This is a genomic window from Paludibacter jiangxiensis (assembly GCF_001618385.1).
Classification (GTDB): Bacteria; Bacteroidota; Bacteroidia; order Bacteroidales; family Paludibacteraceae; genus Microbacter; species Microbacter jiangxiensis.
Genome location: NZ_BDCR01000001.1, coordinates 306,460 through 321,513, shown reverse-complemented (window position 1 = coordinate 321,513; position 15,054 = coordinate 306,460). Strand labels below are relative to the sequence as shown.

Sequence of the window (15,054 nt, the reverse complement as noted above, 5' to 3'; positions counted from 1 at the left end):
AATCAATTGATTCCGGCATGAAAAAGTAAAAGGCTTCTGTATAAATAGTACAGAAGCCTTTTGAGAGTAAGAGATTTTTCACGGAAAGAATGCGTATCCTTTTTTCGTCTTCCAGAGGAAATATTTTTCAAACAGAACCTTGCTGAAATCGTACAGCAGGTTGGGCATCATGATGGCAATGGCGCGGGGTTTGAAAAGCCGGTTGCCAACAATGAGAACTTCTTTTTTGCCCGCATCCATAATGCAGAGTGCCGGAATGTCGCCCCAATACTTTTGTTTGAGCTCTTTCCCTTTTAGAACTCTCATAATATTTTCAGCAACCACTTTTCCGGTAATGTCGCTTGGAAATCCCGTTTTGGGGGCAACAAATGGAACCTTTCCGGCATGCCACGGAATAGGGAAGCTAACTGCAATGCCTGCCGCCCAAATATTTGGAAAATCGGGATGGCGGTAATCGTTGCCCACTGGGATGAATCCGGTTGGTGTTGCTTTCAATTCCGGACTGTTGCTTACGAAATCGTCGCCGATGAATTGAGGCATCAGCATCGAAAACTTGTACGGAAGCACCGTTCCGTCGTTCAGATAAACGTTTTCTGCGTCCACTTTGTCGATAGCGACTTCTGTGTGGACGTGCATGTTGAAGAGTTTGAAAAAGGTCTTGAACAAGGTTTGACCGCCCGTCATACCATCCATCCCGAAGTGTCCGAGGTAATGTTCGGGAGTGATCCAATGAATATCCACCTTGTCGCGGATTTTTTGTTCGCGGCACCATTTTTCAAAGTTGAATAAGAATTCGTATCCAGCCCCCATGCATCCGGCGCTTTGCGTGGCTCCGATAACTACCGGCCCGGGATTCTTTTTGAACTCTTCCAGTGACTGACGTGTCTTCATTGCTCCCGATGGAGTGCCGATATAGTGTGTGAATTCGGCCACGCCCGGTGCAATGTTGTAATTTACTTTCGGTCCGGTGCATATAACCAGTTGGTCGTAATTGAAGTTGCCGGCGGACGTTTTTACGATTTGTGCATTCGGATCGACCTGTTGTGCTTCTGCCAAAACAAATTCAACATCGTGTCGTGTCAATATCTCTACGCGCGACAAGGTGATGTCTTTGATTTCGCGTCGTTTAAAAGGAACCCAAACCAATGAAGGCATAAAGACAAATTGTGAACTTCTGTCAATGACGATTACCCTGAACTCTTTGCCTCCTTTGCGTTTTAGTTCTAAAGCGGTAGTGATACCGGCAAAGTTACCGCCTACAATGATTGCTGTTTGCATAATTTGTTGTTATTGTGGTTTTTGTTGGTGGTGGCGTTGTGTCGAAATTGTGGTCTTATGATTCAAATTTCATTAACAAATATAGTATCGATAAATTGCTTTGGTATCACTATTAACATTATTTAGTACACGAAAGTAAGTCAAGATTTGCATGATGAAAATGAGAGAATGTTGCTCGCGGCGTGGTGTTTTTGTACAAAGAGTGTATCTTTGCAAATAAATGCAAAAACAGCAACTAATGAAACGGGCTCTTCTATTCTTGTCACTATTCGGTCTTTTTTTAACTGTTACAGCTCAATACAATTGCTGGATACAGTTTGCGAACAAGAAAGGAACCTCCGGCTCATTATCCAACCCATCAGCTTACTTGTCGTCTAAGTCGATTATACGGCGAACCAGACAGCATCTTACTGTAGATTCTACTGATTTGCCGGTGAGTCACGTGTATGTTAAGTCTGTTTTGCAAAAAGGAGCAGTGCTGAAATCCTCGAGTCGTTGGTTGAACGGTATTACGGTAATTTTGCCGGATACCTCTTTGCTCTCGACTTTCAGGGCGTTGCCATTCGTGAAAAAAGTGGAACTGACACTTACTCCGGTAGGATATACATCGCCGCCTCCTTCTAAGATGCCGGAGATGTCTTCGATGATCAACGATGTTTACGGAACTGCTAATCAGCAAATAGATATGCATAACGGGCGGAAATTACATGCCGAGGGATTCCGGGGTAAAGGGATGGTGATTGGTGTGTTGGATGCAGGATTTTATAAAACTGACCAGATTTCGGTGTTTGATAGTTTGCGATTGCAGGGACGGTTGTTGGGTATAAAAGATTTTGCCGATCCATCTGTTCCTTTTTTTGCCAATACTGAATTTCATGGAACAAACGTACTCTCAACAATGGCTGCCAACCAGCCCGACATCATGATTGGTACTGCTCCTGATGCATCTTACTGGCTTATTCGTACCGAATATTCTCCTTCGGAATATCTCGTGGAGCCGGATAATTGGGTTGCCGGGTTGGAGTTTGCAGATAGCGTTGGTGTGGATGTGGTGAATTCTTCATTAGGTTACACTCAGTTTGATAATTCAGGAATGGATTATACTTACCAGTCACTTAATGGCAAAACATCAAGGGCTTCGATTGCTGCAACCATGGCAGCTCGAAAAGGAATAATTGTTGTAAATTCTGCCGGTAACGAAGGGAATAAATTGTGGCATTACATCTCTGTTCCTGCTGATGCGGATTCAATTCTTACGGTTGGTGCTGTCGATTACAACGGATCTCATGCATCTTTTAGCGGTTATGGCTCTACTGCTGATGGTAGAATTAAACCCGATGTGTGTGCGGTTGGCTATCATGCTGTGATTGCAACTTCGGCAAATACTATTGCTACCAACAATGGGACTTCTTTTGCATCCCCCATTATGGCAGGATTGGTTGCTTGCGTGTGGGAGGCTTTGCCGTCCTATAATAACATGCAGATCATTAATTTTTTCAAGCAATATTCGTCCATGTATACAGCTCCTGATAATATACTCGGATATGGAATCCCTGATGTTTATGCTATTTATAAAAACAAGTTTGTGAGTCCGGACCCGAATTCCTTGTCTGACAAAAATAAGGGAATTGTCTATTTTACAGATGAAGCTTTGAAGATAGACCGCCTTTCCAGGGTAAAGATGCCTGCAATTGTAACACTATATACGCAGACTGGGCAGAAGTTGGCCGAATGGCAGTTGCAGGCTGTGCCTTCAAAAATAGGAACAGCAGCTCTTCCTTCCGGCTTTTATTTGCTATCGGTGGTTGGATCTCAATCTTCTGAGGTTTATAAGCTTGTGAAGCAATAATTTGAAAAACATGCAATTGCGAATATAAAACACAAATAAATTTATACAATGGGAAAAGTCATTTTGATTACCGGGGCAACTTCCGGTTTGGGAAAAGCCTGTGCCGAATATCTTTCGGAACGGGGATTGATTGTGTATGGCACTGGAAGACGTGCGATGCCGGAAACTGGATCGGTGAAGCATCTTCAGATGGATGTGACGGATCCGGATTCGGTAAAGCAGGCCATCGAAAAGGTTATTGCGGAACAAGGGCATATCGATGTGGTTGTCAATAATGCAGGTATGGGTATTGGCGGTGCGGCAGAGCTGGCTTCTGTCGATGAAATCCGTTTGCAGATGCGTACCAACTTTATGGGAACTGTGCATGTTTGTTCTGCCGTGTTGCCACATATGCGCCAAAATGGAGGTGGAACGATCATTAATGTGAGCTCATTGGGTGGTGTGATGGGTTTGCCTTTTCAGGCTTACTATTCGGCTTCAAAATTCGCGGTGGAAGGTTACAGCGAAGCTTTGAGTCTGGAGGTAAAACCGTTTAATGTGAAGGTGTGTCTTATCGAACCGGGCGATTTTGCTACAGGGTTTACTGCCAGTCGCATTTTGTCGGAGCCGACTCAAAAAAGCAAAGAGTATAGTGCTCAGTTTGAAAAAACGCTCAAGAATATTGAGAAAGAGGAACAAAACGGATTGAAACCGGAGCGCCTGGCGAAAGTGGTATTCCATATTGTGAACAGTAAGCACCCCAAATTCAGATATAAGGTGGGGAATATCCTTCAGGTGGGTTTTGCAATGTCAAAAACATGGATTCCATCCCGGGCCTATCAATTTTTGCTCCGTATTTTCTATAGCATGCTATAAAACGGGAAAGGCGCTTCCACGAATGGAGCGCCTTTCTTCTCTCTCTTTCTCTCTAGATTCTGGTTTATATTTATTTCTTGAAAAAGCGGTTGTATAAGCCCTGGAATACTTGTCCGTGACGAGCTTCATCTTTACACATTTCGTGAACTGTATCGTGAATAGCATCGTAACCAAGCTCTTTTGCTTTTGTCGCAATGCGTTTTTTGTCGGCGCAGGCTCCGCTTTCTGCATCCATGCGTGCTTTGAGATTGGTTTTTGTATCCCAAACGACTTCGCCCAGCAGTTCGGCAAATTTTGAAGCATGTTCTGCTTCTTCCCATGCAATGCGTTTGTAAGCTTCAGCTACTTCGGGGTATCCTTCGCGGTCAGCCTGACGAGACATTGCCAAATACATGCCAACCTCAGCGCATTCGCCGTTGAAATGAGCTTTTAAGCCATCCAGAACTTCTGCATCTACACCTTTTGCAACACCCAAACGGTGTTCGTCAGCCCATGTAAGACCTTCGTTTTCTACTACTTCCTGGAATTTTGCTGTCGGAGCATTACAAACCGGACATTTTTCAGGAGCTTCGGTTCCTTCATGAACATAACCACAAACGGTGCAAATGAATTTCTTTTTCATAATAGTGTAATTTAATTAGTTAAATTGTTATTTCTTGCAATTTTTGCAATATCCTGTATAGTATGTTTGTACATCGTCAATGACAAGTTCGGGGTGGCCTTCTAAAACAACATCTTCCGGCTTTTGGTTAAAGATATCAATGATTGCGTTACAGTTTTTGCAACGGAAATGAGCATGATGGGAAGTGTTTCCGTCAAAACGGGCATTTTTCTTATCAATACCAAGATACAGAACTACGCCTTGTTCTTCGAAAAGGCTTAGAGTATTGTATATAGTTGTTTTGGAAAGCGTAGGAATTGAAGGAGATAGCGAGCTGTAAATTTCGTCAACCGTAGGATGCGTAAAGTGCGTCAGCATGTATTCCATTACTGCCAGTCGTTGGAGTGATGGTTTAATGTCGTGCTTTACTAAAATATCTAATGCATCCATATTTGAAAATGAAATAAAATTGTAATCATTACAAATGTAATTCGATTGCAAAGATACAACGTCATATGGAATTAGCAAGAATTAGGATTGTTAAAATTAAATAATAACGTTATTTGTCTAACAATGAGTGGGATAGTTTGACTTTTTTGTAGAGATCGGATGCGAAAACAAAATCTTCCAGCGCTTTATTGCCGGTATCGAAGATTTCGCTTCGATGTCCTTGCCACGATTTTTCTCCTTTTTCGATGAAAATGATGTTGTCTCCGATTTCCATAACAGAGTTCATATCGTGAGAATTTATGACTGTTGTGATCTTAAATTCTTCAGTGATTTCGTGAATAAGTTGGTCGATGATTAAAGAAGTTTGCGGATCAAGGCCGGAATTGGGCTCGTCGCAAAACAGGTATAGCGGGTTCATTGAAATGGCACGGGCAATAGCTACTCGTTTTTGCATACCGCCGCTGATTTCGGAAGGATAGAGACCAAAAGCTTTAGGATCAATACTGACTCTGTGCAAACAAAAACTGGCACGCTCTATTTGCTCGGCTTTGCTCATAGAGGAAAACATCTCCAGCGGGTAGAGGACGTTTTCGAGGACTGTGGCAGAGTCGAAAAGCGCAGAGCCCTGAAAAAGCATTCCGACTTTTTGGCGTAATATCTTTACTTCCTGAAAAGTCATCTCAGTCAGATTTTGCCCGTTAAGCAATATCTTACCAGAGTCTACTGTGTGCAGACCGATGATGCATTTCATCAGTACAGTTTTTCCTGAGCCGCTCTTCCCGATAATCATGTTGGTTTGACCGGGTTGGAATGTGGCAGAAACGTCTTTTAGAACAGGATTGTTGTCAAAAGACTTATTTACGTGAATTACTTCTATCATATTTAGGTTGTTCAAAAGGAATTTGGGCATAAATTAGCGTGCCTTTCATTACTTCTCCAATGGTCGGGTACGGAAATACAATTTTTCTCCATTCGGAAATAGTCATCTGCGATTCAACGGCCATTACGGCAGCAACGATGGCTTCGCTGCAATTATTGCCGATAATATGAACGCCTAAGATCGTTTCGTCTTCTCCGACAATGATTTTGCAGAGCCCTTCAAATTCATGGTCCTGAATTACATATCGACTTGACTGAGTTAGAGGTAAACGGATGATTTTATGAGGTCTCCATGCAAGGTTCAATGTTTCTTCCGTAATGCCGACGTGCGCAATTTCAGGGCTGGAGAATACGCATGTTGGAACAGCTTTGAAATTCATGTGATCGTCAATGCCCAATATGGTGTTGATAGCAACGGCAGCTTCGCAGTATGCGGCATGAGCCGACTTTGAAAAACCGGTAACATCGCCCGCCGCAAAGACATTGGGTTCTGAAGTCTGCATTTGATTGTTGATGCGAATCCCTTTTCTGTAACATTCAACATCAAGATTTTCAAGACCAAACCCTTCAAGATTAGGGCGTCGACCGATGTCGCAAAGAATTTTTTCTCCTTCGGCGGTCATTTCAACTCCCTTGATGCTAAAAAAGACTTTGTTTCCTTCAATTTTTGATATTCTGGTGTTTAGATGCGTAATAATACCTCTCTTGGCATATTCTTCTCTCAGAACAGAACATATTTCGTTATCGGTGTCTAGCAATATTTCGTCATTCTCTTCAAGAATGGTAATCTCAGCTCCGAGCGAATTGTAAATATGAGCTAACTCAATGCTGACTTGTCCACCGCCAATCATAACCAGTTTTTGGGGTAATTCGGTGCTATTCAGCATTATGTCGTATGTGCATACCAGCGAACTTTCAATTCCTGGTATTTCGGGCATGTCCGGACGTGAACCGGTACATATTAATAAATTCTTTGAGCGGTATTCCTGATCTTCGCAACAAATTGTAATGCTACCATCGGCAGAGCGCCCTTTAATAGAGGCTTTTCCTTGTACTAGAGTGGCTATGTCGCTGTTAAATTTATCACTGACAATAGTTTGCATGTTTCTTACGACTTTCTCTTTTTGTTGCAGGGCAAGCTCCATGCTAAACTTGGAGGCATTCTTGTCTATGATAATACCGTATTTTTCCGCATCTTTGACAATGTTGTAAGCCTGTATACTATTTAGTAAGGTTTTTGCGGGTATACACCCTTCGTTTATGCAAACTCCTCCCAATGTATCTTTTTCAAAAAGGATAACTTTAAGCCCTTGGTTTCCGGCGCATTCTGCAGCGAAAAAACCGGCGGGTCCGCCTCCGATAATAGCTAAATCAAACATCATCTCAAAAGGTTTTGGTATAAGATAGAGAGCAACAAGTCTTTTCTGTTGCCTGATAAATACATTGATACCTAACAAAATTACAAAAAATAGTTGTTCCGGCAAAACATTTAAGAGAGATGTTTATGTATGTTTTTTACGTAAATTAATCATTCTAAAAAAATGCAAATGCAATTTATTTTTTTTAGAATAATAGCTCCTTGTGAAATACATATATTATATTAAATGAGCTTGTTGTGATTTTATTGTGAATGTTAATAACTATTATTAAGCAAATATGCGTGTCTTGATAGAATGTCAAAAATGTTTTTTTTTAGTTTTGTGAGAGATAAAAAAAGACAGATAGGATAAAATTTAATTTTTTCTTATATTTGTGTAGTCTAAAAATGTAAGAATGTTTTTTGAAAAGTATGAGTCATTATCAATCTCTAAATTATATTTGATATGAAAGTAAATTACAGTAAGAAAGGTTCAAAGTGGCAAGTCATTTTTACAGTTGAAAATGTAGACCCCTCCGGTATGACCATAGCCGGTAATTTTAATGATTGGGATAGCAAGGATACGCAAAGTGCCTTTCTCAATGGTAGTACAGAAGTTAAGGTGTCCCTTCCGGCGGACTCGACTTTTCTCTCGTTCAAAGTGTATGACAACACCAACGATTGCTGGTGTGAAGTGTATGATAATGGTGAATTATATGCGGGGTTGGAGCCGCATTTTGTGAGGAATGAAATGGGTACAATAAATATTGTTGTTCCTTTGTTTGAGGAAGTTAAGCCGAAAGTTACCCGCAAAGCTCCTGCAAAGAAGGTTGCAGAGTCCAAAGAAGCAAAGGTTCCGGCTAAAAAAACAGCCAAGAAGAGTGTTGCAAAATAATACTCGAACAGGTATAAAATATTAACGAAGAGGGCGGATCATTGAGATGATTCGCCCTCTTGTATTTGGTAAAGACTCTTGCAATTACGGCTGAAAAAAGCGACCTTTGCAGTCCGAAAATTAATAACTTAAGAGGTTTTTTCAGTTTGTTTTGCCGAATCGAAGATTGTTTTGCGGAAAGACTTCTGAACCTGCACTTAAATAATTAGATCTGAACATGAATTTTATAGAAGAACTGACATGGCGAGGCATGATTCATGATGTGATGCCGGGCGCAAAAGAACAACTTGAAAAAGAGATGACTGCCGGTTATCTGGGTATTGATCCGACTGCCGATTCGTTGCATATTGGTCACCTTGTGGGAGTTATGATCTTGCGTCATTTTCAGCGTTGTGGACACAAACCAATTGCGTTGGTGGGTGGAGCCACGGGTATGATTGGTGATCCTTCAGGGAAATCGCAGGAGCGTAATTTGCTGACCGAAGAAACACTGCGTCATAACCAGGATTGCATCAAGGCTCAGTTGTCCCGCTTTCTCGATTTTGAGTCAGATGCTCCTAATGCTGCTGAAATGGTGAATAATTACGACTGGATGAAAAACTTTTCATTCCTTGAATTTATTCGCGACATTGGTAAGCACATTACGGTTAACTATATGATGGCGAAGGATTCAGTGAAAAAGCGTCTGAACGGAGAAACATCCGATGGAATGTCGTTCACAGAATTTACCTATCAGCTAGTTCAGGGATATGACTTTCTTTACCTCTATCAGCATCATAATTGCAGGATTCAGATGGGTGGTTCCGACCAGTGGGGAAATATCACTACCGGTACAGAATTGATTCGCCGTAAAACCGGAGGCGAGGCTTTTGCTCTTACCTGTCCGTTGATTACAAAGGCTGATGGTGGCAAATTTGGTAAAACAGAATCGGGTAATGTTTGGTTGGATCGTCGATACACGTCGCCTTACAAGTTTTATCAGTTTTGGCTGAATGTGAGTGATACTGATGCCGAAAAATATATTAAGATTTTTACCTTCCTTGAAAAAGGAGCAATTGATGCTTTAATTGAAGAACAACGTCAGGCTCCGCATCTTCGTCCTTTGCAGAAGGCTTTAGCGAAAGAAGTAACTACAATGGTTCACTCGGAAGCTGATTATCTCGCGGCTGTTGATGCATCTTCTATCCTGTTTGGTAATTCAACCTCCGATCAGTTGAAAAATCTGGATGAAGAGACATTTTTGGCTGTATTTGAAGGTGTTCCTCAGTTTGAGATTTCTCTGACAGAACTGAACGAAGGTATTAAAGCTATTGATCTGCTGACCGAAAAAAGTGCAGTGTTCCCGTCGAAAGGTGAAATGCGCAAAATGACTCAGGGTGGCGGAGTTGCTATTAATAAAGAAAAATTGGATCAGCCGGACGCTGTCGTGACTGCCGATCAGTTATTGAACGGTCGTTATCTGTTGGTGCAAAAAGGAAAGAAGAACTACTTTCTGCTTACAGCAAAGTAATTCTTCCCCTGATATTTATCAAAGCCTTTGTTCGGAAAGAGCAAAGGCTTTTTTTATGCGTATTTGAAAGCCATGTAGAATGCCACCAGCAGTAAGAAGGCAGCATATACTTTTTTGAACATTTTGCTTGGCATTTTCACGGCAAGTTTGGTGCCGACAAAGGCGCCGAAAACAATACCAACGGCAATTAGTCCTGCATTAAGAAGGTTTAAGTGTCCGTTTTCGGCATATACCATCACGCTGGGTAGTCCAACTGGTAGCTGTAAGGCAGCCAGTGAAGTGGCGGCAGCTGCTTTAGCGTCGTACTTGAAGAATTTTACCATGGCAGGAACGATGATAATGCCTCCGCCTTTACCAAAAAGACCGGCAATGATTCCGGCGGCTATGCCCACTGCTATCAAGCCCCACAAATTGAGATGTTTTGAGGGGTTGGATGGCGGTAGTGGAGTTTTGTCTTTCTTGAAATATGCCGGAATGTCGAGGTAGCTGAAGGCAATGTAAAATAGCAGCGCTGCGTAACATTTTGCCAGGATTGATTCTTTGGCAAGAACTGCGCATTCGGCTCCAAAGTAAGACCCGATAACCAGACCGCCGGAAATCCATAAAGAATTCCGTATGTTTATATATCCGGCTTTGTAATAGGTTATTACTCCTAAAATACCTACCGGTAGTAGCATAGCCGCTAAAGATGTTGCATTGGCATCGAGGATGGGCAACCCGAAAATCGCTATCAGCGAAGGAACCATTACCATTCCGCCTCCAATGCCGAATAATCCGGATAATATTCCGGCAGCTATGCCTAAAATTATAAATCCTATTTCCATTATTTTGTGGTTTATGCTTCGTATTCGGTAGGATCAAAACCTTCCAGTGCTTCCTTACGTTCGACACAGGTGCCGCATTTGCCGCAATGTTTTTCGCCTCCTTTATAACAGGAATAGGTTTTGTTGTAGTCGATTCCCAGCTCTTGTCCGATAAGTGCGATTTCTCTTTTGCTGATATCGCAATACGGAGAAAGAATCTGAATGCCAACTTCTGTGCCGGCTTTCGCTGCGGCTGTGAAAGCATCGATAAATGAGCGGCGGCAGTCGGGGTAGATGGCATGATCTCCAAAGTGATTGCCTATTAGCACGGCGTCAAGATCGTTGCTTTCGGCCAATCCCACGGCGATGCTCAACATGATGCCGTTTCTAAAGGGAACTATTGTCTTTCGCATATTGTCGGCTTCATAATGCCCTTCGGGAATGTCGCCGCCGCTTTGTAGGAGGTCGCTTCTAAAGTATTCATTCATAAAGCCAAGGTTGATCACAATATGGCGAATCCCCAGTTCCTCGCAGTTTTGTCGGGCATATGAAATCTCACGATCGTTGTGTTTCGATCCGTAGTGAAACGATACTGCCAAACGGATGTCGTCTTTGTATTGGTGTAGAAGTGTGGAGCTGTCCAACCCTCCTGAATATACGATTAATGCGTTCATTGTAAATAAAATATTGCGGTAAAAGATGAAGGGTCGATGAAAATAAGCCGGAGCCGGCTTCGGCTGCAAAGATACGAATCAAATTTTAACCTGCATGTATTTTGTATTTTAAAAACAAACAACGCCGTCTGTTCGCAGACGGCGTTATGAGTATAGATGTAAAGTTGATTTTATTTCAAATCGCCCTCTTTTATCAGATATTCTGCTATTTGTACAGCGTTAAGAGCCGCTCCCTTTTTAATTTGGTCGCTGACACACCAAAAAGTGAGTCCTTTTTCGTTGGAGAGGTCTTTGCGGATACGTCCCACATAAACAGGATCTTTACCTGCGATAAACAATGGCATCGGGTATTCTTTTTCTGCAGGATTGTCCTGAAGAATAACACCATCTGCATTTGACCATGCATTTCGGGCTTCTTCTACTGAAACCGGTTTTTCGGTTTCAACCCAAACAGCTTCTGAGTGGGCTCTTAAAGAAGGTACGCGAACACATGTGGCGCTTACTTCAGCGTCGGTGTGCATGATCTTGCGGGTTTCGTTATACATTTTCATTTCCTCTTTTGTGTAGCCGTTATCGGTGAATACGTCTACCTGAGGAATCATGTTGAATGCCAACTGATGTACAAATTTCTTTACAGTCACAGGATCGCCATTGAGAGCTTCTTTGTATTGTTGGAGAAGTTCATCCATGGCAGCAGCACCTGCGCCGCTTGCAGCCTGATAAGTAGCTACGTGCACCCGTTTTATTTTGGAGATGTCGTTGAGGGGTTTCAACGCGACAACCATCTGGATGGTTGTACAGTTCGGATTGGCAATAATGCCTCTCGGACGGACTTTCGCATCGGCGGCGTTCACTTCGGGAACTACCAATGGTACATCATTGTCCATACGGAAAGCACTTGAATTGTCAATCATCACAGCTCCAAATTTGGTGATGGTTTCGGCATAATCCTTGGAGATTCCTGCACCGGCAGATACGAAAGCAACATCTACACCCTTGAAGTCGTCATTGTGTTTAAGCTCTTTGACGACGATCTGTTTACCCTTAAAGGTGTAAGAGGTTCCTGCACTGCGCGATGAGCCGAACAGTAGTAGTTCGTCCATCGGAAAATCTCTCTCAGCAAGCACTTTCAGGAATTCTTGTCCTACGGCGCCGCTTGTGCCGACAATTGCTACTTTCATTTTTCTTCTAAAAATTGAAAAATTAAAAAAATGTTTGTACTTTTATTCCGGTTTTATTTAGTTTTTCACACTACCCGAAATTCTGTGCAAAATTACTCTATTTTACTCAAATAACACTGTTTTATGCGAAAGATTATTACTTTTTCACTTCTCTGGCTTACGGTTTATTCGTTCGGACAATATAAAGATGATTTTTCGGACGGGGAATTTGCTTCTAATCCATCATGGATCGGTACAGCAGATAAATTTGTGGTGTCTTCTTCTCAACAACTTCAGTTGAAGGCTCCTGCGGCAAGTTCATCAGCTTATTTGTCTACCTCGTCGGGTGCAATCTATAATGCTTCATGGCAATTCTACATGAAAGCAGGATTGTTGCTGACAAGTGGTAATTATGTGAATTATTATTTGGTCGCTAATAGCAGTGATCTGTCCAAAGCTTTAAACGGTTATTATGTGATGGTTGGCAGCACCAATAAAGAAGTGGCATTGTACAGGCAGTCGGGGACGACAAAAACGAAGCTGGTGGCCGGGGTTAGCAAGCGACTTCCGACTTCCGGGAGTGTGACCGAAATTACGATCCGGGTGACGCGTGATGCCGCCGGTAACTGGGCTCTCTATTCGAAATTGCCATCGGAAAGCGTGTTTGTGCTTGAAGGGACTGCGCATGATGCAGCGTTTGATAAAAGCAGCTTCTCCGGAATCTACTGTAAATACTCCTCAACGAACAGTCAGAAGTTTGTGTTTGATGATTTTGCTGTGACCGGTTCTGCTGTGCTTGATACTGTGCCGCCTTCTATTGTGTCGTATCAGCTTGTGGGAGATCGAAAATTGAAGGTGGTGTTTTCAGAGCCTGTATCGTTGTCAGGTGCCGCTGTTACTGTTCCTGCGTCATTGGGAAGCTATGCTCAGTGCTTTTCGGGCGATACGCTTACTTTTCTGTTCGATAAACCGATTCCTCGTTATCAAACCTTCGCGGTAACTCTGGATAAAATCGTGGATGTTGCCGGCAATTTCCTTCCAAAAAGCGAGTTGTCATTCGGCCTTTTCCCTACCACGTTTGGCGACATTGTTTTTAATGAGATTATGTGCGATCCTTCTCCGAAAGTAGGATTGCCTGAAGCGGAATATATAGAACTCTACAATAGAAAGGCTTTTCCGGTCGATCTTTCAGGCTGGAAACTCTATTATGGCGATAAGCCGTATAAAATTTCCGGAGGTAAAATTCCGGCAAACGGTTACCTTTTATTGTGCGCTTCCGCGTCTGTGCCGGTCATGTCGTCCTATGGCGCTACGGCCACAATGAGCAGCTTCCCATCACTTTCGGCCACGGGGCAATTACTCTACCTTACCAATGAAAAAGATTCTCTGATCTCGTTCGTGAATTATAGCGGTAGTTGGTATAAAAGTGATTTCAAAGCCTCTGGCGGCTGGTCTATTGAGTGTATGGACAGTGAAAATATGAGTGGGGCATCATTCAACTGGGTTGCATCATCGGATGCTTCAGGAGGTACTCCCGGACGAAAGAATTCTTCGGTTGCCATTGTAAAAGATAATGTTGATCCGCATGTGGTGGCGGTTTCTTACATTGTGCCCGATACATTGCTTGTTGTTTTTAATAAATCAATGTTGTTGTCCGATTTGTCGGTGTTGTCTCATTATGTTTTGGGGAGTGGCTTAGAGATGAAGTCGGCCAAGGCAGATTTTCCTCAGGGCAAATGGGTGCGGTTGGCGTTATCGCCAGCTGCCAAAACCGGTTCTTTATATCAGTTGCAGTTGAGCCACCTAAGAGATGTAAATCAAAATCTTCTGGACGAAAAGATAATGTTTGGAGTGCCGGATAGTTGCGAATATAATGATTTGGTGATTAATGAAGTGTTGTCTCACCCTAAAAGCGGAGGTGTCACTTTTGTTGAGTTGTACAATCGTTCGCAAAAAGTTATAGAATTGAAAAATCTCTGGCTAAACCGGATCAAGTCAGACGGTAGACTGGATGTCGGTTCTCCAATTGCGCCTCAGGGGCGGCAAATCTTGCCGGGAGATTATTTGATATTAACGGATTCACAAAAAGGAGTGAATGATTTTTATGATTGTAAAACAGAGAGCAAGTGGAACGAAATGAGTAATTTTGTGTCGTTGCCTAATGTGTCGGGCAATGTGATGCTGGTCAATCGTGCAGGCGCTGTGATTGACTCTGTGAGTTACGATGAAAAACGGCACGATGTGACGATTAAAGATCCTGCCGGAGTGTCGTTTGAACGGGTAAATCACGATTGGGCGAGTAATAATCCGGATAATTGGCACTCCTGCGCTTCTGATGCCGGATATGCTACGCCTGGTTACAAGAACTCACAGTTTCGGCAAATGTCAGACAGTGCAACTGTGGTAAAGTATTTTTGGCTCGATAATGAGTCCTTTACGCCGGATAATGATGGTCTGGAGGATATGCTTTTGCTACGATATAAAATGCCGGATAACGGCTATTCTGCCACGGTGACGATTTACGATGCCATGGGTCGCCGGGTGAGGCAGATTGCCAACAATGCATTGCTGGGAGGTGAAGGTGTTCTGGTTTGGAATGGATTGACGGATGCAGGTAAACTTGCCAATGCCGGCGTTTATGTTGTATATGTAGATGCGGTTTTGCCTCTCAAAGGTAAGCGGCAAAAGGCAAAGATTGTCTGTGTTGTTGCCGTAAAATAAATAAACTTATAGGAATTTAGGG

13 protein-coding genes are annotated in these 15,054 nt (G+C 42.7%); 5 read left to right on the top strand and 8 right to left on the bottom strand.

What is annotated here, in order from left to right; all coding sequences use genetic code 11:
- Window positions 1–78: 78 nt before the first annotated feature.
- Complete coding sequence (locus PJIAN_RS01205; RefSeq protein WP_068701248.1) at window positions 79–1,278, bottom strand: NAD(P)/FAD-dependent oxidoreductase; 1,200 nt, start codon at window positions 1,276–1,278, stop codon at window positions 79–81.
- A gap of 238 nt (window positions 1,279–1,516) precedes the next feature.
- Here PJIAN_RS01205 and PJIAN_RS01200 point away from each other — a divergent pair, with 238 nt between their 5' ends.
- Complete coding sequence (locus PJIAN_RS01200; RefSeq protein WP_172795549.1) at window positions 1,517–3,127, top strand: S8 family serine peptidase; 1,611 nt, start codon at window positions 1,517–1,519, stop codon at window positions 3,125–3,127.
- A 48-nt stretch (window positions 3,128–3,175) separates the two neighbouring features.
- Window positions 3,176–3,982 carry a 3-ketodihydrosphingosine reductase gene (gene kdsR / locus PJIAN_RS01195; RefSeq protein ID WP_068701244.1) on the top strand — a complete coding sequence of 269 codons (807 nt, stop codon included), beginning with the start codon at window positions 3,176–3,178 and terminating at the stop codon, window positions 3,980–3,982.
- Between the two features lie 70 nt (window positions 3,983–4,052).
- On the opposite strand, the gene PJIAN_RS01190 is transcribed toward kdsR, so the two are convergent.
- From PJIAN_RS01190 to PJIAN_RS01175, 4 genes are all read right to left on the bottom strand, one after another.
- The gene (locus PJIAN_RS01190) at window positions 4,053–4,604 is read right to left on the bottom strand and encodes an NADH peroxidase (protein ID WP_068701242.1); all 552 of its coding nucleotides are present in this window, start codon (window positions 4,602–4,604) and stop codon (window positions 4,053–4,055) included.
- 27 nt (window positions 4,605–4,631) lie between these two features.
- Window positions 4,632–5,033, bottom strand: coding sequence for a Fur family transcriptional regulator (locus PJIAN_RS01185; RefSeq protein WP_068701240.1), 402 nt, complete (start codon window positions 5,031–5,033; stop codon window positions 4,632–4,634).
- A 109-nt stretch (window positions 5,034–5,142) separates the two neighbouring features.
- Entirely contained in the window at window positions 5,143–5,913 is a 771-nt protein-coding gene (locus PJIAN_RS01180; protein WP_068701238.1) for an ABC transporter ATP-binding protein, read from the bottom strand.
- Complete coding sequence (locus tag PJIAN_RS01175; RefSeq protein WP_153802442.1) at window positions 5,888–7,294, bottom strand: dihydrolipoyl dehydrogenase family protein; 1,407 nt, start codon at window positions 7,292–7,294, stop codon at window positions 5,888–5,890. Before PJIAN_RS01175 ends, PJIAN_RS01180 begins: the two co-directional genes overlap by 26 nt.
- A 441-nt stretch (window positions 7,295–7,735) precedes the next feature.
- Between PJIAN_RS01175 and PJIAN_RS01170 the strand changes: the two genes are divergently transcribed.
- Together PJIAN_RS01170 and tyrS are read left to right on the top strand one after the other, a co-directional pair.
- Entirely contained in the window at window positions 7,736–8,164 is a 429-nt protein-coding gene (locus PJIAN_RS01170; RefSeq protein WP_068701235.1) for a hypothetical protein, read from the top strand.
- A gap of 217 nt (window positions 8,165–8,381) precedes the next feature.
- Window positions 8,382–9,674: a tyrosine--tRNA ligase gene (gene tyrS / locus PJIAN_RS01165; RefSeq protein WP_068701233.1), complete on the top strand. Its 1,293-nt coding sequence runs from the start codon at window positions 8,382–8,384 to the stop codon at window positions 9,672–9,674.
- Between the two features lie 53 nt (window positions 9,675–9,727).
- Here the strand turns inward: tyrS and PJIAN_RS01160 are convergent, their stop codons facing one another.
- The 3 genes from PJIAN_RS01160 to PJIAN_RS01150 form a co-directional block, all read right to left on the bottom strand.
- Window positions 9,728–10,498 carry a sulfite exporter TauE/SafE family protein gene (locus tag PJIAN_RS01160; protein ID WP_068701231.1) on the bottom strand — a complete coding sequence of 257 codons (771 nt, stop codon included), beginning with the start codon at window positions 10,496–10,498 and terminating at the stop codon, window positions 9,728–9,730.
- 11 nt (window positions 10,499–10,509) lie between these two features.
- On the bottom strand, window positions 10,510–11,151 hold the full coding sequence (gene queC / locus PJIAN_RS01155; protein ID WP_068702654.1) for a 7-cyano-7-deazaguanine synthase QueC: 642 nt from the start codon (window positions 11,149–11,151) through the stop codon (window positions 10,510–10,512).
- Window positions 11,152–11,321: 170 nt separating this feature from the next.
- Window positions 11,322–12,332: an aspartate-semialdehyde dehydrogenase gene (locus tag PJIAN_RS01150; protein WP_068701229.1), complete on the bottom strand. Its 1,011-nt coding sequence runs from the start codon at window positions 12,330–12,332 to the stop codon at window positions 11,322–11,324.
- Window positions 12,333–12,455: 123 nt separating this feature from the next.
- On the opposite strand from PJIAN_RS01150, the gene PJIAN_RS01145 reads away from it, so the two are divergent.
- On the top strand, window positions 12,456–15,032 hold the full coding sequence (locus PJIAN_RS01145; RefSeq protein ID WP_068701227.1) for a lamin tail domain-containing protein: 2,577 nt from the start codon (window positions 12,456–12,458) through the stop codon (window positions 15,030–15,032).
- Window positions 15,033–15,054: the final 22 nt, after the last annotated feature.